Source organism: Silvimonas soli (assembly GCF_030035605.1).
Classification (GTDB): Bacteria; Pseudomonadota; Gammaproteobacteria; order Burkholderiales; family Chitinibacteraceae; genus Silvimonas; species Silvimonas soli.
On the sequence record NZ_CP106736.1, the window covers coordinates 652,280 to 673,978 of the forward strand.

15 protein-coding genes, 2 tRNA genes and 3 rRNA genes are annotated in these 21,699 nt (G+C 54.3%); 9 read left to right on the forward strand and 11 right to left on the reverse strand.

Annotated elements, in window-relative coordinates; all coding sequences use genetic code 11:
- Positions 1-2 precede the first annotated feature (2 nt).
- Together N7220_RS03020 and N7220_RS03025 are read right to left on the reverse strand one after the other, a co-directional pair.
- On the reverse strand, positions 3-140 hold the full coding sequence (locus N7220_RS03020) for an entericidin A/B family lipoprotein (protein WP_283150004.1): 138 nt from the start codon (positions 138-140) through the stop codon (positions 3-5).
- 339 nt (positions 141-479) lie between these two features.
- Complete coding sequence (locus tag N7220_RS03025) at positions 480-671, reverse strand: CsbD family protein (protein WP_283150005.1); 192 nt, start codon at positions 669-671, stop codon at positions 480-482.
- A gap of 237 nt (positions 672-908) precedes the next feature.
- Between N7220_RS03025 and N7220_RS03030 the strand changes: the two genes are divergently transcribed.
- Positions 909-3,191, forward strand: coding sequence for a PAS domain S-box protein (locus N7220_RS03030; protein WP_283150006.1), 2,283 nt, complete (start codon positions 909-911; stop codon positions 3,189-3,191).
- 134 nt (positions 3,192-3,325) lie between these two features.
- On the opposite strand, the gene N7220_RS03035 is transcribed toward N7220_RS03030, so the two are convergent.
- On the reverse strand, positions 3,326-4,651 hold the full coding sequence (locus tag N7220_RS03035; protein ID WP_283150007.1) for a glucoamylase family protein: 1,326 nt from the start codon (positions 4,649-4,651) through the stop codon (positions 3,326-3,328).
- Positions 4,652-4,927: 276 nt separating this feature from the next.
- Between N7220_RS03035 and N7220_RS03040 the strand changes: the two genes are divergently transcribed.
- Positions 4,928-5,740, forward strand: coding sequence for a bestrophin-like domain (locus N7220_RS03040; RefSeq protein ID WP_283150008.1), 813 nt, complete (start codon positions 4,928-4,930; stop codon positions 5,738-5,740).
- A gap of 155 nt (positions 5,741-5,895) precedes the next feature.
- Positions 5,896-7,155: a phospholipase A gene (locus tag N7220_RS03045; RefSeq protein WP_283150009.1), complete on the forward strand. Its 1,260-nt coding sequence runs from the start codon at positions 5,896-5,898 to the stop codon at positions 7,153-7,155.
- A gap of 147 nt (positions 7,156-7,302) precedes the next feature.
- Here the strand turns inward: N7220_RS03045 and rrf are convergent.
- From rrf to N7220_RS03085, 8 genes are all read right to left on the reverse strand, one after another.
- Positions 7,303-7,416: ribosomal RNA gene (gene rrf, locus N7220_RS03050) — 5S ribosomal RNA — on the reverse strand.
- Between the two features lie 214 nt (positions 7,417-7,630).
- Positions 7,631-10,521, reverse strand: a 23S ribosomal RNA gene (locus tag N7220_RS03055).
- Between the two features lie 277 nt (positions 10,522-10,798).
- Positions 10,799-10,874: transfer RNA gene (locus tag N7220_RS03060), tRNA-Ala, on the reverse strand.
- A gap of 156 nt (positions 10,875-11,030) precedes the next feature.
- Positions 11,031-11,107 (reverse strand) — tRNA-Ile (locus tag N7220_RS03065).
- A gap of 95 nt (positions 11,108-11,202) precedes the next feature.
- Positions 11,203-12,737 (reverse strand): 16S ribosomal RNA (locus N7220_RS03070).
- The 16S, 23S and 5S rRNA genes sit together here with 2 tRNA genes alongside, the layout of an rRNA operon.
- A 536-nt stretch (positions 12,738-13,273) precedes the next feature.
- Positions 13,274-14,578: a sugar MFS transporter gene (locus tag N7220_RS03075; protein ID WP_283150010.1), complete on the reverse strand. Its 1,305-nt coding sequence runs from the start codon at positions 14,576-14,578 to the stop codon at positions 13,274-13,276.
- Positions 14,579-15,043: 465 nt separating this feature from the next.
- Entirely contained in the window at positions 15,044-16,063 is a 1,020-nt protein-coding gene (locus N7220_RS03080) for a DUF1700 domain-containing protein (RefSeq protein WP_283150011.1), read from the reverse strand.
- 318 nt (positions 16,064-16,381) lie between these two features.
- Positions 16,382-17,254: a helix-turn-helix transcriptional regulator gene (locus tag N7220_RS03085; protein ID WP_283150012.1), complete on the reverse strand. Its 873-nt coding sequence runs from the start codon at positions 17,252-17,254 to the stop codon at positions 16,382-16,384.
- 132 nt (positions 17,255-17,386) lie between these two features.
- On the opposite strand from N7220_RS03085, the gene N7220_RS03090 reads away from it, so the two are divergent.
- The 6 genes from N7220_RS03090 to N7220_RS03115 all read left to right on the forward strand — a co-directional run bounded on the left by N7220_RS03090 (position 17,387) and on the right by N7220_RS03115 (position 21,697).
- A complete protein-coding gene (locus tag N7220_RS03090) occupies positions 17,387-18,280 on the forward strand; it encodes a DMT family transporter (protein ID WP_283150013.1) in 894 nt (297 codons plus the stop codon).
- Positions 18,281-18,445: 165 nt separating this feature from the next.
- Positions 18,446-19,009, forward strand: coding sequence for a biliverdin-producing heme oxygenase (locus tag N7220_RS03095; RefSeq protein WP_283150014.1), 564 nt, complete (start codon positions 18,446-18,448; stop codon positions 19,007-19,009).
- Between the two features lie 288 nt (positions 19,010-19,297).
- Positions 19,298-19,729 carry a ProQ/FINO family protein gene (locus N7220_RS03100; RefSeq protein WP_283150015.1) on the forward strand — a complete coding sequence of 144 codons (432 nt, stop codon included), beginning with the start codon at positions 19,298-19,300 and terminating at the stop codon, positions 19,727-19,729.
- Positions 19,730-20,092: 363 nt separating this feature from the next.
- On the forward strand, positions 20,093-20,296 hold the full coding sequence (locus N7220_RS03105; RefSeq protein ID WP_283150016.1) for a cold-shock protein: 204 nt from the start codon (positions 20,093-20,095) through the stop codon (positions 20,294-20,296).
- Between the two features lie 198 nt (positions 20,297-20,494).
- On the forward strand, positions 20,495-21,091 hold the full coding sequence (locus N7220_RS03110) for a gamma carbonic anhydrase family protein (RefSeq protein WP_283150017.1): 597 nt from the start codon (positions 20,495-20,497) through the stop codon (positions 21,089-21,091).
- Positions 21,092-21,238: 147 nt separating this feature from the next.
- On the forward strand, positions 21,239-21,697 hold the full coding sequence (locus tag N7220_RS03115; protein WP_283150018.1) for a MarR family winged helix-turn-helix transcriptional regulator: 459 nt from the start codon (positions 21,239-21,241) through the stop codon (positions 21,695-21,697).
- Positions 21,698-21,699 lie beyond the last annotated feature (2 nt).

A 21,699-nucleotide genomic window follows, 5' to 3' on the forward strand; every position in this document is an offset into this window, starting at 1 on the left:
GCTTATTGCTGCGCTTTTTCCGCAGAGTTCTCTACCTTTTCACCACCTTTCTGGATATCCTGGCCCGCACCTTTTACGGTATTGCAGGCAGACAAACTGGCAGCGAGTAACAGAGCAGCAAGTACACACATGCGTTTCATGGTGGTTCTCCTTTGTATTATCCGGGTAGACCGGTAGCTGCTGCTCAACGCTGTCGCCTTGAACGACATCTCCGGCAAGACACAAGTCGTGATTGCACTGTATCTGCATGGCTTGGTCAGTGCTGTCGCTGGCTCAGCCGTTTTTTTGTCGGTTATGACCTACATTTTCGGTAATCTGTCACCGATCTACCGGCAAAAACAAACCGCGCCGAACACAGCAAAAGCTGCGATACGGCGCGGCGGCACTCAGTTACTCAGACAAAGGAGAGTTGGGTCGCCGAAGCAGCCACTAGCGTGAGTGCAAAACAGCCAAGCTGAACAACTGACCTCGCAAGCGGCTTAGTGCTTACCAGTGGTCGAAGTGCGCTTGGCATCTTCGCGGGCATCACCCACGGCAGCCTGCACCTTGCCCACGTTCTTTTCCAGGTTACCCTTCAACTGGGTGCCCGGATTACCGATGGCTTTACCCACGGTTTCTTTAACGGCGCCTTTGGCTTCGTTGATGCGGCCTTTCACTTGATCTTTGTTCATGATTTATTCCTCATAGAATGGAAATGCAGTGTTATCTCTGCATGGATTCCATCATAGGGACGATGCCTGGCCGCCGCTGTGAGCAGCCAACGCTTTCTGGCGTAAGTGCCTGTCTGGCATAGCTATGCCTGCAATGGCCTGAACCGGCTGGCCGTTGCCCGTCGCCCCGATTCAGAGCTTGTCCTGGGAAAAGGCTGCAGATTGCTTATCATGCGGTGAACAGCATGGAGAACGAGCTTGCAAAGCCCCGCCCTGCATGAAAAGGAGCAACAGCGCCTGGAAGCCCTGCGGGCGATGTGTGTACTGGATACGCCGCCGGTGCCAGAGCTGGATCGCATAACGCGCCTGGCCGCACGCTTGTTTGATGTGCCGATCGTGCTGATATCGCTGGTAGATAACAATCGGCAGTGGTTCAAATCCAGAGTCGGGCTGGATACCTTGCAAACCCCGCGCGACATTTCGCTATGTGCTCATGCCATTTTGCAACCAGGCCGTTTTTTGGTTAACGATGCAGAACATGATCCGCGTTTTGCCGATAACCCACTGGTAGCTGGCCCGCTCCATTTACGTTTTTATGCGGGCCAGCCATTGCATTCGTTGGCGGGTTTGCCAATTGGCACCCTCTGCCTGATCAGCCCGTCGCCCCGCACATTCAGTACGCAAGATGAAGCAACTCTGGAAGACCTGGCCGCCATCGCACAGGAGTATTTCCAGCAGCAAGAATCCTCCATGCGCAGCCGCAAGACTGAACGCGAGCTGGCCCATTCGCATACCTTGTTTGAAAAAACTTTTGCTCATGCGGCGGTGGGTATTGCGCTAGTCTCGATGACTGGCCGCTGGCTGCGAGTCAATCAGCAACTGAGCAGCATGCTGGGCTACGACGTCCCGACGATGCAGCAAAAAACCTTCCAGGAAATTACGCATCCGGACGACTTGCAAGCAGATCTGGCCGCGCTCAAACAACTGCTGGATGGCGAGATTTCCGCTTATTCGATAGAAAAACGTTACTTCCATGCCAACGGCTCGATCGTCTGGGTCTTGCTGAGTGTTTCGTTGATTTACGATGAATTTGACCAGAGCAAATCATTTGTTTCGGTGGTGACCGATATCACCGAGCGCAAAAACATTGAATCGGAATTACTTTCACTGCAGCAAGAACTGGAACAGCGGGTTGACCTGCGCACCAGAGAATTGCAGGTGGCGGTGGAACAGTTACACGAGGAAGTCGAACTGCGCACCCAGGTGCAACACAAGCTGGTACTGGAGAAAGAGCGTTTTCGTCTCACCCTGGCCAACGCTACCGATGCCTTTATCGAGCTGGATGAAAGCGGCCGGGTCATGGCCTGGAATAGCGCGGCAGAACACATTTTTGGCTGGACCCTGGATGATGCGCTGGCTCGCCCCGTGGCCGAACTGGTCATTCCGCCGCAGTTACGCGAACCCGGGCAGAACGGTTTTGACCAGTTTGTGATTGGCAAGGCCGACCCGGCCATAGATCGGCACATCCAGTTCAAAGCCATGCGCAAAGACGGCTCGGAGTTTCCTGTAGAGCTGACCCTGGCAGAAAACCGCATCCAGGGGCGTCGTGTGGTGAATGCATTTTTGCGCGACATCTCGCAGCGCAAAGCCGATGAACAAGAGATCCTGACCAGCCGCTCGCGCCTGCGCCTGATCACCGACAACATGCCCGTGCTGATCAGCTTCGTGGACGAGCAGTTGCGCTATCAGTTCGCTAACCGCACCTATGAAATCTGGTTTGGCGGCAACACCGACAGCCTGATCGGCACCCATATGAGTGAACTACTGGACCCGAAAGCTTATGCGCATACCAAGCTTTATGCCGCGAAGGCATTGAAGGGGCAACAGGTCAGTTTTGATAACAAGCTGGTGACCCGCAAAGGCGTGCTGCACGTTCACACCACACTTGTGCCCAACTTCCGGGCCGATGGCCGCCCACAAGGGTTTTATATCCTCTCGCAGGATATTACCGAACGGAAAAACCTCGAAAACAAGTTGGCCTTTGAAGCCACCCACGACGCGTTGACCGGCCTGCCAAACCGTCGCGCTTTTATGCGCGTCTTGCATGAGAGCCTTGCGCGCAGCCATCGCAGCGGTAAAGGCATGGCATTGTTGTTTCTCGATCTGGACGGATTCAAACAGATCAATGATCAGCGTGGCCATGAATTCGGTGATCAGGTTTTACGCCAGTTCGCCCAGACCCTGCGAAACTCGGTGCGCGAAACCGATACCGTGTCGCGTCTGGCCGGGGACGAATTCACGGTGATCCTCGAAGGACTGGATGTCACCGAGTTGGCAGTGCAAACAGTGGCCCACAAGTTGCTGGCCAGCCTGGCTACCGTCCATACCATTGGCGACGAAGCAGTGCATTTGCGGGCCAGTATCGGCGCGGCCACAGTAGCCGCAGGCGAGCCTGTCACGCCAGAGAAACTGCTGGCCATTGCGGACGCCGCCATGTATCGCGCCAAAGCGCAAGGCAAGCATCAGGTCGCAATCAACTAAGCGGTTCAGCCCGCCCAGCAAGCAAAAACCCTGCGCAATGGCAGGGTCTGGATATTGGTGCAAGGCATTTCGGACTCAGCCTCGCAAAAGTCATCCGCAGTGGGATGAGCGCATAGTAATCAGCGAATGTTACGTCAGCGTGACAAGTTTTCTGCCGATACCACACCACTAGGCCGCGAATCTGCGACTGTTTGTGCCAGCCAGCCGCCACCAAAACCGGCACGCTGCAGACCCTGAACGATATACGGGCAGCGCCGCATGATCTGCCAGATCAGTCCGCTGCGGTAGTTCTCGATCATCAGCACAATCGGTCCCTGATCAATGGCGAAGTGCCAGGGAGAAACCCAGCCATACGCGCTACCCTGCGAGTCCGGCCAGGTGGGATTAAAACTGGCTTTGAACCCGTACGGATTGCCCGCATGCAGATCCAGCTCGTGCACAAAATAATCAATGCTGGGCAGCACCACTTCCGGTGCAAATGGCAAAGAAGCCACCACCACCCACGGTGCAATCGTGCCGTCGTCCGGCCCGTATGGCACGCCGCGCGCCAGATAGTCGTAGAACTCCCGCACGATGCCATCCACGATCCGTCGTGCCGGACCGGGGCCATCCGTTGCGGTAAGTCCCCAGCAATGCTGGTTATAGCCTTTGAATCTGCCCGGGTTATCGATGGCATAACGCTGCTGCACCAGCGTGGCGCGGCGACTGTTTTCAAAGTAATCAATACCTCGCCCTCGCATGAACTCATCCTGGATGCCCCGAAAGTCGACCCAGATATGTGAGAGTTGATGCGTAAACAGCGAGCCCGCATACAAGTAGTCAATCCCGTAGCTGTTTCCCCACTGATACGCCGCAGCCCAGGCCGGATAGCTGGCGGCGGGCAGCGGGTATGTCGGCGAGCCCAAGCCCAGAATGTAGAGCAGCAACGCTTCGTCATAGCCATTCCAGCGCGCGGCCAGGAAGCCTTGTTCTGGAGTCCAGCCCATGGACACGGTATTTTGTTGATCCAGCGCCCAAGTCCAGTCCGCTCGGCGATACAAGCCATCCGCCAAAGCCCGGATCTCTGCCTCGGCCAAATGTTCGCCAGTAAAATACTGAGCGCAGGTCAGCGCACCAGCCAGCAAAAATGCGGTATCGATCGTCGATAACTCGCAATGTGCGGCGCGGCGTCCAGTTTGCATATCCAGAAAGTGGTAATAGAAACCGTGATAACCGGTCGCATCCGGCTCCGGTCCTTGCGGCGATTGCCAGAAAAAGCGCAAGGTGGTGAGCACGCGCTCTCGCGCCGCCTGCCGCGTGATAAAACCCGCCTCCACGCCAACCGGATACGAGGCAAGCGCCATGCCCACGGCGGCAATGCTCGCGGGCCAGTCTGGCGCCGTTTTATCAAGTACCAACCCATTGGCAGGGTTGGTTTCGTGCTCAAAATAGCTAAACGCGGTGCGCTGAATCAGTAGCAAATCGCGATCGATGATGCTTCTCCTGCTGCTGACAAGGCTTGGTCGGTTTGGTACTGCGCCTGCCGGTTGGGTTCGCCAATGCCGGGGAGGTTCACTGTTCAGGCCAAACTTTTCAATTCACATACCCTGGCCACGTACTTCAACCACACCGATAAACCTAATCAAATATCAGGCTTTGCGCGGGTATTTCTGCGACTGATTACATGGCATTCTTGCGGGTATCGGTCTTTATGATTAACTATCAATGCGGCTCAAACTCACTTATGGCGGAAATGCATGGTAGCAGATAGCGCAATTTATCAATTCGACGCTGGTCTAGTTAGCGTTACCTTGGGCGTGCTAATGATTGCGGCGGCGGCATTGGGCGCTCGCGTTGCCCACCAACGCGGTCGCGCCGGTAAAGAAACCGCGCAAACCAACCTCTCGGCAATTGAAACCGGGTTATTTGGATTATTGGGGCTGCTATTGGCCTTTACTTTTTCTGGCGCGGCATCGCGTTTTGACAATAGAGCGGCCCTGCTGATTGATGCCGCCAACGCCATGCATGGCGCCATATTGCGCACCGATTTATATCCGGCAGCCGAGCGGGATACTTTGCGCAAAGATCTGCGCCAATATCTGGAATTACAGATCTCATTCTATAACCAGGAAAGTGATCCACATTCCCTGGGTATGCTGATTCAGCAAAGCGATGCAATACAACAGCAATTGTGGGCAAAAGTCAGCAACTGGTCGCGCGATCCGGCCAATAGCCTGGCCAGTGTACAAATGCTGAATGCGCTGGATAAAGTGTTTGCGCTAACAGCGAGCCGACAGATCGCCTCGCAAGCACATATGCCCGCAGCCATAGTCTGGCTCTTGTTTGTAATGGCCATCGCCACCGCCTATACCAGCGGCTATACGCATGGTGCATCCGGCAAATTCAGTTGGGCAGGCTATATCGGCTTTTCTTTGCTTACCGCGATGGTTATCTATGTCACACTTGATCTGGATAGCCCCGGCCGAGGCATTATCCGACGCGACGTGCAGGAACAGTCTTTCATTGCATTAAGGCCTTTTCTGACAGCCCAATCGGTAGCAAATCCATGATCATCGAGTCAAGTCAGTTTTATCTGACAACTTATCAGCATTGATCAAACGACGATGCCTTAATAGCCGGCCCGGTTATCCGCAAAGAGAGGTTTATCTTGAGTGCCTGCACATCCGCATCGCATCCACAGGCAAAAGCTGGTGCCTTTCGCGGCATGGCAAGTTTGCTGAGCAGCGCAATTGCCAGCCTGGCGATATTGCCGGGAATAGCCCACGCAGATGTCTCCGTTTTATATCCAGCCAGTACACTCAAAACTGATGCGCCGTTCACCATTACTTTATTGCTGGACAATCCCGATAAGGAAGCAGCAACGATTACGGTGCCAGAGCAGTTGCACGCCAATATCAGCAATGCCGATTTCCCGCAGTTACCCATTACCTTGTTGCGGGCGGATCATTCAACCGGCGCGATCGAGGTCAAGCCAGGTGGCTTTAGAAAAGTGGCTTACCTGGCGCGCTTACCCCCTAACCTGCGCGGCACAATCCGGGTGCAACTTACCGGCTTTGATACGGCGCCAGTCTTGATAGCGCTGGATTCAGCCGCAAACAAATCGCCAGCAGCCGACCCATCTGCTAACGGCACAGAAACCGGCCCAACCCCAACTGCTGCGCCAGTCAGCGTAGCAGCACTGGCCGCCAGCCAGGTAGCCAGCCCCGGCGGGCAAGATGCCGCGTCCACTGCGTTGCTACGCGGCGCGGAGGATCGCTTGTCGCCGTACGAGCCAATGTACTTTGCAGTTGGCAAAAATGGCGACACCACCGCCAAATTCCAGCTCAGCTTTAAATATCGCCTGGGTCTACCTAAAGACCCCACTTCACGTGCCCTGCTCGACAATCTGTATTTCAGCTTTACCGAGCGCTCAATGTGGGACTTGTCTGCAGACTCGCACCCGTTTGAAGACAGCAGCTACATGCCGAGCCTGTTTTACTACGTCCCCGATACTGACGTGAAAGCCAGCTGGTTCAGCAAGCTGGGCCTGGAAAGCGGGCTAAGGCATGAGTCCAACGGCAAAGCTGGCGATGAATCGCGCAGCATGAATTACGCGTATGTGCGACCGATCCTGCATTTTGGCGATCCCACCAAAGGCGAATGGACCGTGGCGCCCAAGTTGTACTACTACCCGGTTGATAACAACAACCCGGATATGCATCAGTACCGCGGCTATGTTGACCTGGACGTCGCATACGGGACCTCGGATGGCTGGCAGCTGGCAGGGACATTGCGCAAGGGCACCAAGGCCGATTATGGCAGCGCAGAACTGCAATTCACCTATCCAGTAGCCAAAGTCTGGGCCGGCGCGGGCGGCTATTTCTATGCAGATCTGTTCTCTGGCTACGGCGAAAACCTGCTGGACTACAACAAGCACAGCAATCAGGTTCGTGTGGGTTACAGCATTACGCGGCAGAACTGGTAATGTTCTGACTCCGCAGGCATAAAAAAAGCCCCGCAGTTCATCGCTGCGGGGCTTTGTCCTTGCGTACTGCCTTTTGCCTTGCGCGCCTTGCGCACGGTGCAAAGCAAAACGCCCGGTACAGGTTCCTGTCCGGGCGTTCAAAGGGGTGTCTGGCAATGACCTACTTTCACACGGGTAATCCGCACTATCATCGGCGCTAAGTCGTTTCACGGTCCTGTTCGGGATGGGAAGGCGTGGGGCCAACTCGCTATGGTCGCCAGACGTAACTGGTTAGAGTCACGACTGTTATTCGTCGCTGCTCTGATTCTGGAAGAAGCTGCAGGCAAAGCCTGCTGTTTAGCGTGGCCGGTCCGGTTTTCACCCTGACCCACCACCGACTCAATTCGTTCGTATCGTATTACTTGGGGTTGATTCGTACTTTCGTACTTCTGTTCGAGCTCGTCACCAACACAACCCGAAACAACGCTCAGGTTATAGGATCAAGCCTCACGGGCAATTAGTATCAGTTAGCTTAACGCATTACTGCGCTTCCACACCTGACCTATCAACGTTGTGGTCTCCAACGACCCTTCAGGGGAATCAAGTTCCCAGGGAAATCTCATCTCGGGGCAAGTTTCGCGCTTAGATGCTTTCAGCGCTTATCTCTTCCGCATTTAGCTACCCGGCGATACCACTGGCGTGATAACCGGTACACCAGAGATGCGTCCACTCCGGTCCTCTCGTACTAGGAGCAGCCCCCCTCAAATTTCCAGCGCCCACTGCAGATAGGGACCAAACTGTCTCACGACGTTTTGAACCCAGCTCACGTACCACTTTAAATGGCGAACAGCCATACCCTTGGGACCGGCTACAGCCCCAGGATGTGATGAGCCGACATCGAGGTGCCAAACTCCGCCGTCGATGTGAACTCTTGGGCGGAATCAGCCTGTTATCCCCGGAGTACCTTTTATCCGTTGAGCGATGGCCCTTCCATTCAGAACCACCGGATCACTATGTCCTGCTTTCGCACCTGCTCGACTTGTCAGTCTCGCAGTCAAGCCACCTTGTGCCATTACACTATCAGTACGATGTCCGACCGTACCTAGGTGACCTTCGAGCTCCTCCGTTACACTTTGGGAGGAGACCGCCCCAGTCAAACTGCCTACCATACACGGTCCCCGATCCGGATAACGGACCAAGGTTAGAACCTCAAAGGGGTCAGGGTGGTATTTCAAGGTTGGCTCCACACGAACTAGCGTCCATGCTTCATAGCCTCCCACCTATCCTACACAAACCACTTCAAAGTCCAATGTAAAGCTACAGTAAAGGTTCACGGGGTCTTTCCGTCTAGCAGCGGGGAGATTGCATCTTCACAAACACTTCAACTTCGCTGAGTCTCAGGAGGAGACAGTGTGGCCATCGTTACGCCATTCGTGCGGGTCGGAACTTACCCGACAAGGAATTTCGCTACCTTAGGACCGTTATAGTTACGGCCGCCGTTTACTGGGGCTTCGATCAAGAGCTTGCACCCCATCACTTAACCTTCCAGCACCGGGCAGGCGTCACACCCTATACGTCGACTTTCGTCTTGGCAGAGTGCTGTGTTTTTGATAAACAGTCGCAGCCACCTTTTCACTGCAACCTCTTCACGCTCCACGAGCAAGTCGCTTCACGCTACAGAGGCACACCTTCTCCCGAAGTTACGGTGTCAATTTGCCGAGTTCCTTCTCCTGAGTTCTCTCAAGCGCCTTGGAATTCTCATCCTGCCCACCAGTGTCGGTTTGCGGTACGGTTCCGTATTGGCTGAAGCTTAGTGGCTTTTCCTGGAAGCATGGGATCAATCACTTCGGTCCGAAGACCTCGTTATCACGCCTCAGTGTTAAAGGGGACCGGATTTGCCTAATCCCCACACCTACACGCTTGAACCGGGACATCCAACACCCGGCTGACCTACCCTTCTCCGTCCCCACATCGCACCAATACAAAGTACAGGAATATTAACCTGTTTCCCATCGACTACGCTTTTCAGCCTCGCCTTAGGGGCCGACTCACCCTGCGCCGATGAACGTTGCGCAGGAAACCTTGGGCTTACGGCGAACGGGCTTTTCACCCGTTTTAACGCTACTCATGTCAGCATTCGCACTTCCGATACCTCCAGCACACTTTACAATGCACCTTCACAGGCCTACGGAACGCTCCCCTACCACGTGCAATAAATTGCACATCCGCGTCTTCGGTTACATGTTTGAGCCCCGTTACATCTTCCGCGCAGGACGACTCGACCAGTGAGCTATTACGCTTTCTTTAAATGATGGCTGCTTCTAAGCCAACATCCTGGCTGTCTGTGCCTTCCCACCTCGTTTTCCACTTAACATGTCATTTGGGACCTTAGACGGCGGTCTGGGTTGTTTCCCTCTTGACAACGGACGTTAGCACCCGCTGTCTGTCTCCCAGGCTGATACTTGACGGTATTCAGAGTTTGCCATGGTTTGGTAAGTCGCGATGACCCCCTAGCCATAACAGTGCTTTACCCCCGTCAGTAATACCTGAGGCACTACCTAAATAGTTTTCGGGGAGAACCAGCTATTTCCAGGTTTGTTTAGCCTTTCACCCCTATCCACAGCTCATCCCCTGATTTTGCAACATCAGTGGGTTCGGACCTCCAGTGCGTGTTACCGCACCTTCATCCTGGCCATGGATAGATCACCTGGTTTCGGGTCTACGCCCAGCAACTGTGCGCCCTGTTCGGACTCGGTTTCCCTGCGCCTCCCCTATGCGGTTAAGCTTGCTACTGAACGTAAGTCGCTGACCCATTATACAAAAGGTACGCAGTCACCCCATTTTCAGAGGCTCCCACTGTTTGTATGCATCCGGTTTCAGGTTCTATTTCACTCCCCTCCCGGGGTTCTTTTCGCCTTTCCCTCACGGTACTGGTTCACTATCGGTCGATCACGAGTATTTAGCCTTGGAGGATGGTCCCCCCGTCTTCGGACAGGATTTCTCGTGTCCCGCCTTACTTGTCGCATGCTCAGTACCACAATTCTCTTTTCGTGTACGGGGCTATCACCCACTGTCGCCGGCCTTTCCATGCCGTTCCACTAAGAGTACTGCTATCACATGCAGGCTCTTCCGGTTTCGCTCGCCACTACTTCCGGAATCTCGGTTGATTTCTTTTCCTGCAGCTACTTAGATGTTTCAGTTCGCTGCGTTCGCTTCTCATGACCTATGTATTCAGTCATGGATGACCCAAAAGGGCCGGGTTTCCCCATTCGGACATCTACGGATCAAAGCTCGTTTGCCAGCTCCCCGTAGCTTTTCGCAGGCTACCGCGTCCTTCATCGCCTGTGATCGCCAAGGCATCCACCAGATGCACTTATTCGCTTGATCCTATAACCTCAGACTTGTCTCAGGTTACAAAATCGTGTTTGCGACGTTACATCGAAACCATATAAAACAGTCTCGATTCACTCGATACAATCAAACCCAATTTATTACTACTAAATTTGAGTCTTGCTTCTTCCAGTTTGTTAAAGATCAGATACGGTGCCTTGCGGCAAGCAGTGATTAAACTGCTCTAATTGAAGCAATTAGAAACAAATATCCTCCCGCACTTTGCAGGACACTTGTTTATAAGTGCTTTTACGATTGCCTCACCGCCAGGTGATGGTGGAGGTTGACGGGATCGAACCGACGACCCCCTGCTTGCAAAGCAGGTGCTCTCCCAGCTGAGCTAAACCCCCAATCGTGTTTGCTTTTTGTCAGAGCACTTCCATCCACCTTCTTCCGTCTTTTGCGCGGCAGTGACCGAGCAAGACAAGGAAGGCACAACCGACGTGTACTGTTTCGTACACGAGGTTTTGCATGACGCCGTATTGCGACGGTCAATGTCGTGCAAATGGTGGGTCAAGCTGGAATCGAACCAGCGACCCCCGCCTTATCAAGACGGTGCTCTAACCAACTGAGCTACTGACCCAGCTCCACAAATTACGGCGTCTTCGCAGACGCCGCTTTCCGTATCTTCAACCTACAGCCGATGAGTGTGAGTACTTGGTCCAGACCATTCTCTTGAAAGGAGGTGATCCAGCCGCAGGTTCCCCTACGGCTACCTTGTTACGACTTCACCCCAGTCATGAATCCTACCGTGGTGACCGGCCCCCCGAAGGTTAGCCTGGCCACTTCTGGTAAAACCCACTCCCATGGTGTGACGGGCGGTGTGTACAAGGCCCGGGAACGTATTCACCGCGACATGCTGATCCGCGATTACTAGCGATTCCGACTTCATGCACTCGAGTTGCAGAGTGCAATCCGGACTACGATCGGTTTTGCAGGATTGGCTCCCCCTCGCGGGTTGGCGACCCTCTGTACCGACCATTGTATGACGTGTGAAGCCCTGGTCATAAGGGCCATGAGGACTTGACGTCATCCCCACCTTCCTCCGGTTTGTCACCGGCAGTCCCATTAAAGTGCCCAACTGAATGCTGGCAACTAATGGCAAGGGTTGCGCTCGTTGCGGGACTTAACCCAACATCTCACGACACGAGCTGACGACAGCCATGCAGCACCTGTGTTCTAGCTCCTTGCGGCACTCCCAAATCTCTTCGGGATTCTAGACATGTCAAGACCAGGTAAGGTTTTTCGCGTTGCATCGAATTAATCCACATCATCCACCGCTTGTGCGGGCCCCCGTCAATTCCTTTGAGTTTTAATCTTGCGACCGTACTCCCCAGGCGGTCTACTTCACGCGTTAGCTGCGTTACCAAGGTCCGAAAACCCCGACAACTAGTAGACATCGTTTAGGGCGTGGACTACCAGGGTATCTAATCCTGTTTGCTCCCCACGCTTTCGTGCATGAGTGTCAGTATCAGCCCAGGGGGTTGCCTTCGCCATCGGTGTTCCTCCACATCTCTACGCATTTCACTGCTACACGTGGAATTCCACCCCCCTCTGCCGTACTCTAGCGAGCCAGTCATCAATGCAGTTCCCAGGTTGAGCCCGGGGATTTCACATCGATCTTAACAAGCCACCTGCGCACGCTTTACGCCCAGTAATTCCGATTAACGCTTGGACCCTACGTATTACCGCGGCTGCTGGCACGTAGTTAGCCGGTCCTTATTCTTCAGGTACTCTCATCCCCGGGACGTATTAAGTCCAAGGATTTGCTCCCTGACAAAAGGGCTTTACAACCCGAAGGCCTTCTTCACCCACGCGGCATTGCTGGATCAGGCTTGCGCCCATTGTCCAAGATTCCCCACTGCTGCCTCCCGTAGGAGTCTGGGCCGTGTCTCAGTCCCAGTGTGGCGGGTCGTCCTCTCAGACCCGCTACGGATCGTTGCCTTGGTGAGCCTTTACCTCACCAACTAGCTAATCCGACATCGGCCGCTCGTATGACAAGAGGTCTTGCGATCCCCCCTCTTTCCCCCTCAGGGCGTATGCGGTATTAGCCAACCTTTCGGTTAGTTATCCCCCATCACACGGTACGTTCCGATGCATTACTCACCCGTTCGCCACTAACTTGTGGAGCAAGCCCCACAAGTCCGTTCGACTTGCATGTGTAAAGCATGCCGCCAGCGTTCAATCTGAGCCAGGATCAAACTCTTGAGTTCAATCTCTGTTACTTAAATTTCGCACTCGCTTAAAACTCGAAATTACAAAGTAAAACTTTGCAAATATTCTCATCTAAGTGCGAGTACTTGTTTTGTCCTTCCCAAGCACTCACACTCATCGGCTGTAATTTGTTAAAGATCGTTTGCCACCAGACCCGGAAACCCTGCTAAACTCTTCGTTTTCGCCGTTTCGCTGTTGTGTCTGCAGCGGAGAAACCGAACTATACGGACCAGACCGGAACCCGTCAACACCTTCCTGCAACATTCTTTGCCCCGCCTGCACAAACCCCTGATCCGTAATAATATTTCTTTCAGCGATCATTGCAGTCCCGTGACAGACCCCTCGCCCTACCCCGCAAAACACTGCCTTCTCCCCTGCTTCAGCACCTCTTCCTGCACCTTAAAACACCCCAAAACCACAGCACCAAAGCAAAAGCCGCTCTGGCGAGCGGCTTTTTGTTGCGTGAAACTCATATGAAGCAAGCGGAAATCAGTCGCTCTATATATGTATATATACATACGTCGCGACTACCACCTCAGCCCCGGAGTGCGCTCACCCCACGCGCACCAATTTCGGCAACGGATTGCTCATCCTGTACGCGATGACCACGAGCGCCGAAATAGACAATATATAAGTAGCAAACCAGCGGCACTGCAAACGAAGCCAGAATGCCCATGCGATCAGCAAAGTAAGCCTGAATGACCGGCACGATTGCGCCACCCACAATAGCCATACACAGAATGCCCGAGCCCTCACTGGTGAAGCGACCCAGACCTTTGAGTGCCAGCGAGAAAATGGTCGGGAACATGATCGAGTTGAAAAATCCCACCACGATCAACGCCCACATCGCGATATGACCACCCAACATCATGGCAGCGCCAATCAACAGCACGTTGACCAGTGCATTGAAGGCCAGCATGCGAGCAGGGTTGATCCGGGTCATCAGCGCGCTGCCGACAAAACGCCCCACCATCGCCCCGCCCCAGTAAATGGCCAGATATTTGCCAGCGGATTCAGGCGAAAGGCCCGCAATTTGTGGTTGTCCCATCAAACTGACCAGAAAGCTGCCAATCCCGACTTCCGCTCCAACATAGGCAAAAATGCCCAGCGCGCCCAATACCAGGTGGCGATATGCCCAGACAGATTGTTTGCCCTGGTGCGAGGCATGAGCACCGGCGTGTTGATCGGCGGATTCGTCGACCTCCTGGATTACCGGCAGCCGAATCAGCCAGATTGCCGCAGCCAAGGCAAACAGCACGCCCGTCAAAACCAGGTACGGCGTTTGCACCGAGGCTGCTTGTGCCGCCAGATTGCTGACAGTGTTACTGCCCGATTCAGTATTGACAGCCAGAATGGTAACGGCGCCGAGCAGCGGTCCCAGCGTAGCGCCAAGCGAATTAAACGCCTGCGTCAGGTTGAGGCGGCTGGATGCTGTGTCCGGATTACCCAATGCAGTGACGTACGGATTGGCAGCTACCTGCAAGAAGGTGATCCCGCCCGCCAGGATGAACAGCGCAGACAAGAAAAACACATACGACTGCGCACCAGCGGCTGGGTAAAACAATAAACAGCCTACGCCAGCGGTGACTAGCCCGGCGACGATGCCGCGCTTGTAGCCGATTTTGCGAATGATGAAACCCGCCGGAAACGACACCACAAAATAAGCGGTAAAGAAACAGAACTGGATCAGCGCGGCCTGAAGGTAGCTCAGCGAAAAAATGGCTTTCAGGTGCGGAATCAGGATGTCGTTTAGCGAGGTAATCAGGCCCCACATAAAGAACAGTGAAGTAAGAACAGTCAATGCTTTGCCAAACTTCTGGTTATTGGCAGATGGGTACATTCAGGAGCTCCACAACTCAACTTGCAAAACGGGCGGTAATGCACCGGCCCAGCACTGGAACCTGCTGCAAAGCGAAGAATGAAGTCAGACCGCTAGTCCACAGCGGTGGGATCAAAATGACAGCACACGATTACGCGTTACGCAGTGCGTCGTCCGGTTTTTTCCAGGTACAACCTGTTGACCGGATCGCGCGAAGCGCATTCTACGGCGGCGGGAAAACGGCCGATATACTTAAAAACAGCCATGCTGCGGTGCAAAACAGGCATTCTCCTACTGATATAAGAGATGGCGATTTTCCCGTAAACAGAGAGCTTCCAATTACGCCATCCGGCTTGCTAGGCCATACCGGCAATCCGACGCCATGCTGACATCCTATAAACGCCTGGCAATTCCAGATAAAACAAAAGCCGGCTGCAGCGGCGGCTTTTGTCATTACAAATCCACATCGGTTTTTAGCGCATCAACCTACAGCACCAGATGCAGTGGAATCTGTGCAATCTGGTCGCGGCCGTAGCGCACCACCGCACGCCAGGTCATCAATGCCAACTTGAGCAGCAAGAACAACACCAGTCCGGCGCCGATCAACACACCCAACGATGCCTTCAGTGCTTTGGTTACAGGATGCGGTGCGGTTGAAGCATGCAAGCTGAACTCGTCGTCGTTAAAACGCAGCATGAAACTCTTGTCATGGGCCTTGGGGGTGATGACAGTGCTTGATACCCCGTTATGGTCCATTTCATACCAGTCGATCCGGTTCAGTTTATTATCTGTGGACCAATCCAGTACTTCACCATCAGTTGTTTTCACATCCACAGCGCGCAGACTATTTTGTGCAACCCGGTAGCCATGACGCATACCCTCTTGCGGGCTGCCTTCGTGGAACAGCGCGCCATTCTGGGCAAACAGGGTTGTGATAGTGCCATTGCGATCAGTCAGCTGGATGCGGTCCCCGTTATTGAGCTGGATTTCCACGTCGTCGTTGCGATAGCGAAAAGTCTCAGACTTACCCGCCGCCGGGGTATATGCCACGACCTTTATATCTCCCGAACCAGTAGTGGCATCAGTTGGTTTGACTTGGGGCCAGCCGAAAGCGGCATGCGCACCGAGCGCCACAATCGCGACCAAACCGGCGGTGGCCAGCGCACCGCTAACAAAGATCCCCATTGTCAGAACGCACAGATAAATCATGAACGGGATAGCCAGCAAGAAGTTAAGCACGCCAAGTCGGGCAATCGCGGCCACGGTGCGGACAAGTCCGCTAAAGGTGCGTTTCTCTTGCCACGCCCCATAGAGCTTCTGCACACGCAGATCGCGCCCCAGTCGTTTGGGATCACCCAAGCTGGCGGCGACGTCTTCTTCTCGGCGCCCCAACTGGATTGCGGCCCGAAAGTACTCGGCATAATCCGCCAGAATCTGTTCGATATCGGCTTGGGCCAGACCGGCCAGACTACGTTCCAGTTGCGACATGAATGCTTGTTGGTTCATTTTCTTTTTGCTCCAGTTCACGCTGACTTGATGTGCTAATCCTGTTGGGCGATATCAACCGGATTAATACAGCACCAGTCGATTACCCCACTCTCCTGCCGGACCTTTGCTATTCGCTTTTCCGGCCTACCGTGCAATACACGATACATTGAGTAGATCGTATAACCACGTACCTTTCTTTGCAAGGTACATAGCTAAACACGTATGCCAAATATGACGAACGGTTGGTAAGGTTGCAGATGAAATTAATACGCCAAACTGAACTCAAGCCTGGTCAGGTTGGAGACTTCGCGGGAATTTGCTGGAGGAAACGGCAGGTTACTTGCGCAGGACCGCGCGGTATTGCGAGGGATTGGCACCCACGGCAGCACGGAAGCGGTTGCTGAAATGACTGGCATTGGCAAAGCCGCAGGCGGCGGCGATGTCCACCAAAGGCAAGTTGCTATCCCGCAAAAGTGTGCGTGAGCGCTGCAAACGGCAAGCGGACAACCACGCATGTGGAGGCATGCCAAAACTGTCGCGGAATGCGCGAGCGAAATGAAACTCGGATAACGCGGCCAGGCGCGCCAAGTCACCCAGCGTGATGTTGCCATCAAGATGACCATCTATATAGTCGATCACCTGCCGCCGTGCGCCAGCAGAAAGACCGCCTTTAGGCAGGTAAGCACGCGGACCGCTGTGTTCCAGGATCAAGCGGGCCAATACGCCGTGTGCCAGTTCGTTGGCTGCCAAATGGCTGGCGGTGTCTTGCCAGTTCAGTTGCACGATTTGCGCACAATACGCGGCAAGGACCGGATCATCGGCATAGGTTAGATCACGCAATTGCCGGCTGCGCGGCTCGCGATCCAGCAATGCCACCGTGGCTTGGGCAAAGTGCTCGGGCTTGAAGTACAAATGCACAAAGCGCAGATCACCCTCGATCACCCATTCGGACTCGTGTTCATCCGGCAACAAACACAACTTGCCGGGTGCGCCATAAATTCCGGGCCTGTCTCGCCGCCAGGTTTGATAACCGCCAGCCAGATAGAGCGACAGCGTGTGGTGCCCCGGCCCGCGATAGGTAGTTGCATCGTTATGGTTGTTCCATTGCGCAACCGCCATGCCGTCACCCAGCGAGCCAGAACGCTCCAGCGCAGCGCGCGAGCGGCTCAGTGTGGCAAATACATTGTGGGTTAACGCTGGGGAGTCCATTTCGCCAGTTTACGCAAAGCGTTGCGCACGCGCTCTCGGGCAACAACAAAACCGCAAGATTATGCAAGCAGTCGGACCAACTGGCCGGTTTAATTGGAGGCATTCTTGTTGGTTGAGCTGGACACTTATCTAATGAATATCTTGCTGTATGGGGCCGTCGTTCTGATCTGGGGCACCACCTGGTTCGCGATCAAACTGCAACTGGGCATATCGCCCGTGGCGCTATCCATTGCCTGGCGTTTTGGATTGGCCGCGCTGGTATTGATTGTAATTCTGGCCTGGCGCAAGCAACTCAAACCCCTGCCGCGTAATGCATGGGGGCTGGTCGCGATCCAGGGGTTATGCCTTTTTTGCGTCAACTTCCTGTGCTTTTACAATGCCAGCCGCTACATCCCGACCGGCTTTGAAGCCGTGGTGTTTTCTACCTCGACACTCTGGAATGCCATCAACGCCCGCGTTTTCATGGGCCGAGGCATTGCTTCTAACGTGATTACCGGCGGGATGGTCGGTTTGATGGGACTGGTTGCGTTGTTCTCACCAGAGTTCTCGGCCCACCACGACGGCATGAAAACATTGCTCGGGCTAGGTCTGGCCTTGGCTGGCACGCTGTGTTTTTCTGCTGGCAACTTGTTGTCCGCCCGCTTGCAGTCGCAAGGATTGAAGCCGCTTTATACGAACGCGTGGGGAATGCTGTTTGGCGCATTGGTGCTGTTGTTGGCCAGCATGCTGTCAGGTCAGCAATTTGTTTTTGATACGCGGCCGGTTTATATCGGAGCGTTGCTCTGGCTGGCAATTCCCGGTTCGGTGATTGGCTTTACTGCCTACCTGATGCTGGTTGGGCGCCTGGGTGCGGAACGAGCCGCCTATTGCACGGTGTTGTTTCCGCTAGTGGCACTGAATGTTTCGGCGGTGATGGAAGGCTACCGCTGGACGCCGCTGGCCATTTCTGGGGTATTGCTGGTTATGGCTGGCAACTGGCTGGTGTTTCGCAAACCACGCGCAGCACGAGTATTGGCGCCTGGCTAATTACTTGCATCCTCTTAATCTATACGCGCTATTAACACCACTGATGCAGCTTGTATACGCTTTTTAATGGGAATGTGATCAATATCCGAAATCTGGACTATAGTGTTAGTCCCCCGCCACCCCGATTGTTGCATTGCAATCAGTCGGATGCGCACTGAGGACGACATGACTACCAGAATCGATCTGAAGTTGGCCACCGCAGACCGGCACGAAGCACTAGACCAGGCTTTTGCCGGCTTTGCCATTACCACCCTGCCCGGTTACACGGCATTTTTGCGAGCCCAGGCAGCAGCCCTATTCCCGCTGGAAGCACGGCTGGAAACATCCGGTGTCAGCCGTTTGGTACCGGATTGGTCTAAACGTACCCGCCGCGCCGCATTGGCTAAAGACCTGAGTACGCTGGGTCTAAACACGCCACCGGCCATCGAGATTCCCGCGATTGATCCCGAAGGCCTTGCTGGCGCGGTTTATGTGCTGGAAATCGTGCGCCAAAGCGCCCGTGCCCAAGCCCGGCATGTCCTCGCGGCAGATGATCCGCAATTGCATGCGGCAACGACTTACCTGACTTATAACGAAGAGTTGCCGTTATGGACCTCGTTTGCCGAGCAACTGGACCAGATCGACGCGGATCACTTCCCCGCACAGTTAACCGCAGCGCGGCAGGTCTTTGACGTCTTTCTGGCAGCGGCACAACATTTTCATCCACAGCGTACGGCAGCTGCCGTCTGATTTATTTCAAACACGAAAGTGTTAATCAGACTGCCGGGCAGTTATCAAGATAAAAAGCGGGGACTGACCCCGCTTTTTATCTATTACAATCCAGTACTGGACCAGATTTGCGTCAAATGGCCTTGAGCCGTAATGCGCCATGATTCGGGCCCTGTAAAGACGATTTGTTCGTTTTGCCACAAAAGCGTGGAAATTCACCACATACCGCGTGCCATAAGCCCGTGAACATTGAGTCCATGCGGCCAGCGCGGTATGCTGCCGCCAATCAAGAACCTGAAATTGCCAAACATGTCTTCCAATTCCCTCAGCGATGCCCTGCAAAAAGCCATTGGCACCCAGAGCAAACGCAAACAGCTCGAAATGATCAATGAAGAGATGTACCGCCGGTTTGCGGTACTGCGGGAAAACCGCCCATTGGCCATCGGGACTCTGGATGTATTGGTAGCTGCCTTGCCGCATTTTGATGCGGTGGTAGTTAAACGCGCGCTGAGCCAGCATTGCGCCCGCCTGACCTATCAAAAGCAACTGGCCCGTGGCGGCAAGCGCTTCAATCTCAAAGGCAAGCCCGACGGCGAGATTACGGATTCGGAAAAACAAAACGCTGCCAGCATTATCCAGGCGGCCAAACCTCAACAAGCGGCAAAAGCTGCCGCCGCAAAAGCTGCCGCTGCAGCGGCCACTCCCGTAGCGGATGCCACCGGCGAAACACCGCAAGAATAAACAACGGCCTTATTGCGTCACGCCGTGATGCGAGAACCCATGCAAAAAGCCCGATTAAAAGCCGGGCTTTTTTGTTGCCGGGAAGTACAAACGCGCAGTTGGTAGCGACCCGAAGTACCACCGTTTATGTCCTTGGCCTGACCACCTGAGGCAGAAAAACAGCAGAAATCTGTCCGCGCGCCTCAAAAATGTGGCGTGAAAACCGCACAAAACAGGCCGTATTTGGCGGTTTTCGGGTTTTTTTCAAAAAAAAGTGGCCCGAAACGCGCCTTTCACTCAGTAAAGAATTGTGCAAGCCCCCTGCCTTGCGTATTATATGTTCACTGAGCGTCTGCTCATCTTAAGACATAGGAAACATAGGTAATGGCAACCGGTACGGTTAAGTGGTTCAACGATGCTAAGGGCTTCGGCTTCATTTCCCCTGATGATGGTGGCGAAGATTTGTTCGCTCACTTCTCGGCGATCAACTCCAGCGGCTTCAAGTCGCTGCAAGAAGGTCAGAAGGTCAGCTTCGATGTGACCACCGGCCAAAAAGGCAAGCAAGCTTCGAACATTCAAGTGCTGTGATTTTCATACAGCGCTGAAGTAAAAAAACCCGACACACGTCGGGTTTTTTGTTTTCTGGACTACCCCACTGCTGCGCCATTCGCGCAACACGCCTTCCCTCTTCGTTATACGTCCTTCCTGCATCCTGGCTAGAGTTAGTCTGCACACTGCCAACCGCATGTTGGCGGCTACTCAGAATTTTCCCCCTCAAGGTGACCCATGCTGCTCAGCCATGCCAGCAAATCTCCCCGTATCGACGCCAGCGCCTATGTCGCTCCTAACGCCGTTGTCTGTGGTGATGTGGTGATTGGACCCAATTGCCGCATTTTGTTTGGCGCACAGATCATTGCCGAAGGCGGCAACATCGTGATTGGCAGCGAATGTATCGTCATGGAAAACGCTGTCCTGCGCAGTACTGCCTTGCACTCGCTGGCTATCGGCAACAATTGTTTGATTGGCCCGGGTACGCACGTTGCGGGTTGTACGATTGAGGATGAAGTCTTTGTAGCAACTGGCGCCGCCGTTTTTCACGCGGCAGATCTGGGCAAAGGCTGCGAAGTGCGCATCCACGCCGTGGTACACATCAAGACCCACGTCCCGCCTGGCGCAGTGGTGCCGATCGGCTGGGTAGCCGTTGGCCAACCAGCGCAGATTCTGCCTGCTAGCGAGCATGAAAAAATCTGGCAATTGCAGCAGCCGCTCAATTTCCCGCTAACGGTATATGGGCTTGAGCGCAGTGAAGCGGACATGATCAAGATAACTCGCCACATGGTGCAAGCGTTAAGTTCGCACATTCCGGACCAACCCCTCGATTGACGGGCTGACCACTGACCCTACCCAACCCCTTCATCCGCTCATTTTTACTGGCGTAACGGCTAACGTGAACTTAGCCGTCCAGCAGCAATGCCAAATGGATAATATAGTTAGCTTGCTAACGAATAGTATCTATGGTAACTTTTACGGATGGATGATCTAGACACACTGCGACTCGCCCTGACGAGTTCACTCTTGCAGGTTGGCCGCCACTGGCGCCAGGTTTCGCACGACGTGGTTACCGTTTACGGTATCTCCGCCGCCTGCGCGACGCCCCTGCTGTTTATTGGCCGCTTGGGCGAGGGAGTGCGGCAGGTTGTGCTCGCAGACTATGTCGGCATCGAAAGCCCGTCGCTGGTGCGCTTGCTGGACCAGATGTCCAAAGCTGGCCTGATTCGGCGCGAAGTCGATCCGGTGGATCGCCGCGCCAATACCCTGTGGTTCACCGAACAAGGCCGTGCCTTGAGCGACAAGATCGAAGAAGCGCTGATTACATTGCGGGCCGAAGTGCTCAGCGACATCAGTCGCGAAGATCTCCTGGCCACGCTGCGGGTTTTCAACGCGATTGAAACTGCCGCGGCCCAATCCGAAACCTCGTCTTCGCGATAGCC

Bases quoted from the DNA above. Each gene is read 5' to 3' on its own strand.
- N7220_RS03110 (WP_283150017.1), top strand. From the start codon at position 20,495: ATGCTGCTCAGCCATGCCAGCAAATCTCCCCGTATCGACGCCAGCGCC.
- N7220_RS03100 (WP_283150015.1), top strand. From the start codon at position 19,298: ATGTCTTCCAATTCCCTCAGCGATGCCCTGCAAAAAGCCATTGGCACC.
- N7220_RS03020 (WP_283150004.1), bottom strand. From the start codon at position 140: ATGAAACGCATGTGTGTACTTGCTGCTCTGTTACTCGCTGCCAGTTTG.
- N7220_RS03115 (WP_283150018.1), top strand. From the start codon at position 21,239: ATGGATGATCTAGACACACTGCGACTCGCCCTGACGAGTTCACTCTTG.
- N7220_RS03095 (WP_283150014.1), top strand. From the start codon at position 18,446: ATGACTACCAGAATCGATCTGAAGTTGGCCACCGCAGACCGGCACGAA.
- N7220_RS03080 (WP_283150011.1), bottom strand. From the start codon at position 16,063: ATGAACCAACAAGCATTCATGTCGCAACTGGAACGTAGTCTGGCCGGT.
- N7220_RS03075 (WP_283150010.1), bottom strand. From the start codon at position 14,578: ATGTACCCATCTGCCAATAACCAGAAGTTTGGCAAAGCATTGACTGTT.
- N7220_RS03085 (WP_283150012.1), bottom strand. From the start codon at position 17,254: ATGGACTCCCCAGCGTTAACCCACAATGTATTTGCCACACTGAGCCGC.
- N7220_RS03025 (WP_283150005.1), bottom strand. From the start codon at position 671: ATGAACAAAGATCAAGTGAAAGGCCGCATCAACGAAGCCAAAGGCGCC.
- N7220_RS03040 (WP_283150008.1), top strand. From the start codon at position 4,928: ATGGTAGCAGATAGCGCAATTTATCAATTCGACGCTGGTCTAGTTAGC.
- N7220_RS03045 (WP_283150009.1), top strand. From the start codon at position 5,896: ATGGCAAGTTTGCTGAGCAGCGCAATTGCCAGCCTGGCGATATTGCCG.
- N7220_RS03105 (WP_283150016.1), top strand. From the start codon at position 20,093: ATGGCAACCGGTACGGTTAAGTGGTTCAACGATGCTAAGGGCTTCGGC.
- N7220_RS03090 (WP_283150013.1), top strand. From the start codon at position 17,387: ATGAATATCTTGCTGTATGGGGCCGTCGTTCTGATCTGGGGCACCACC.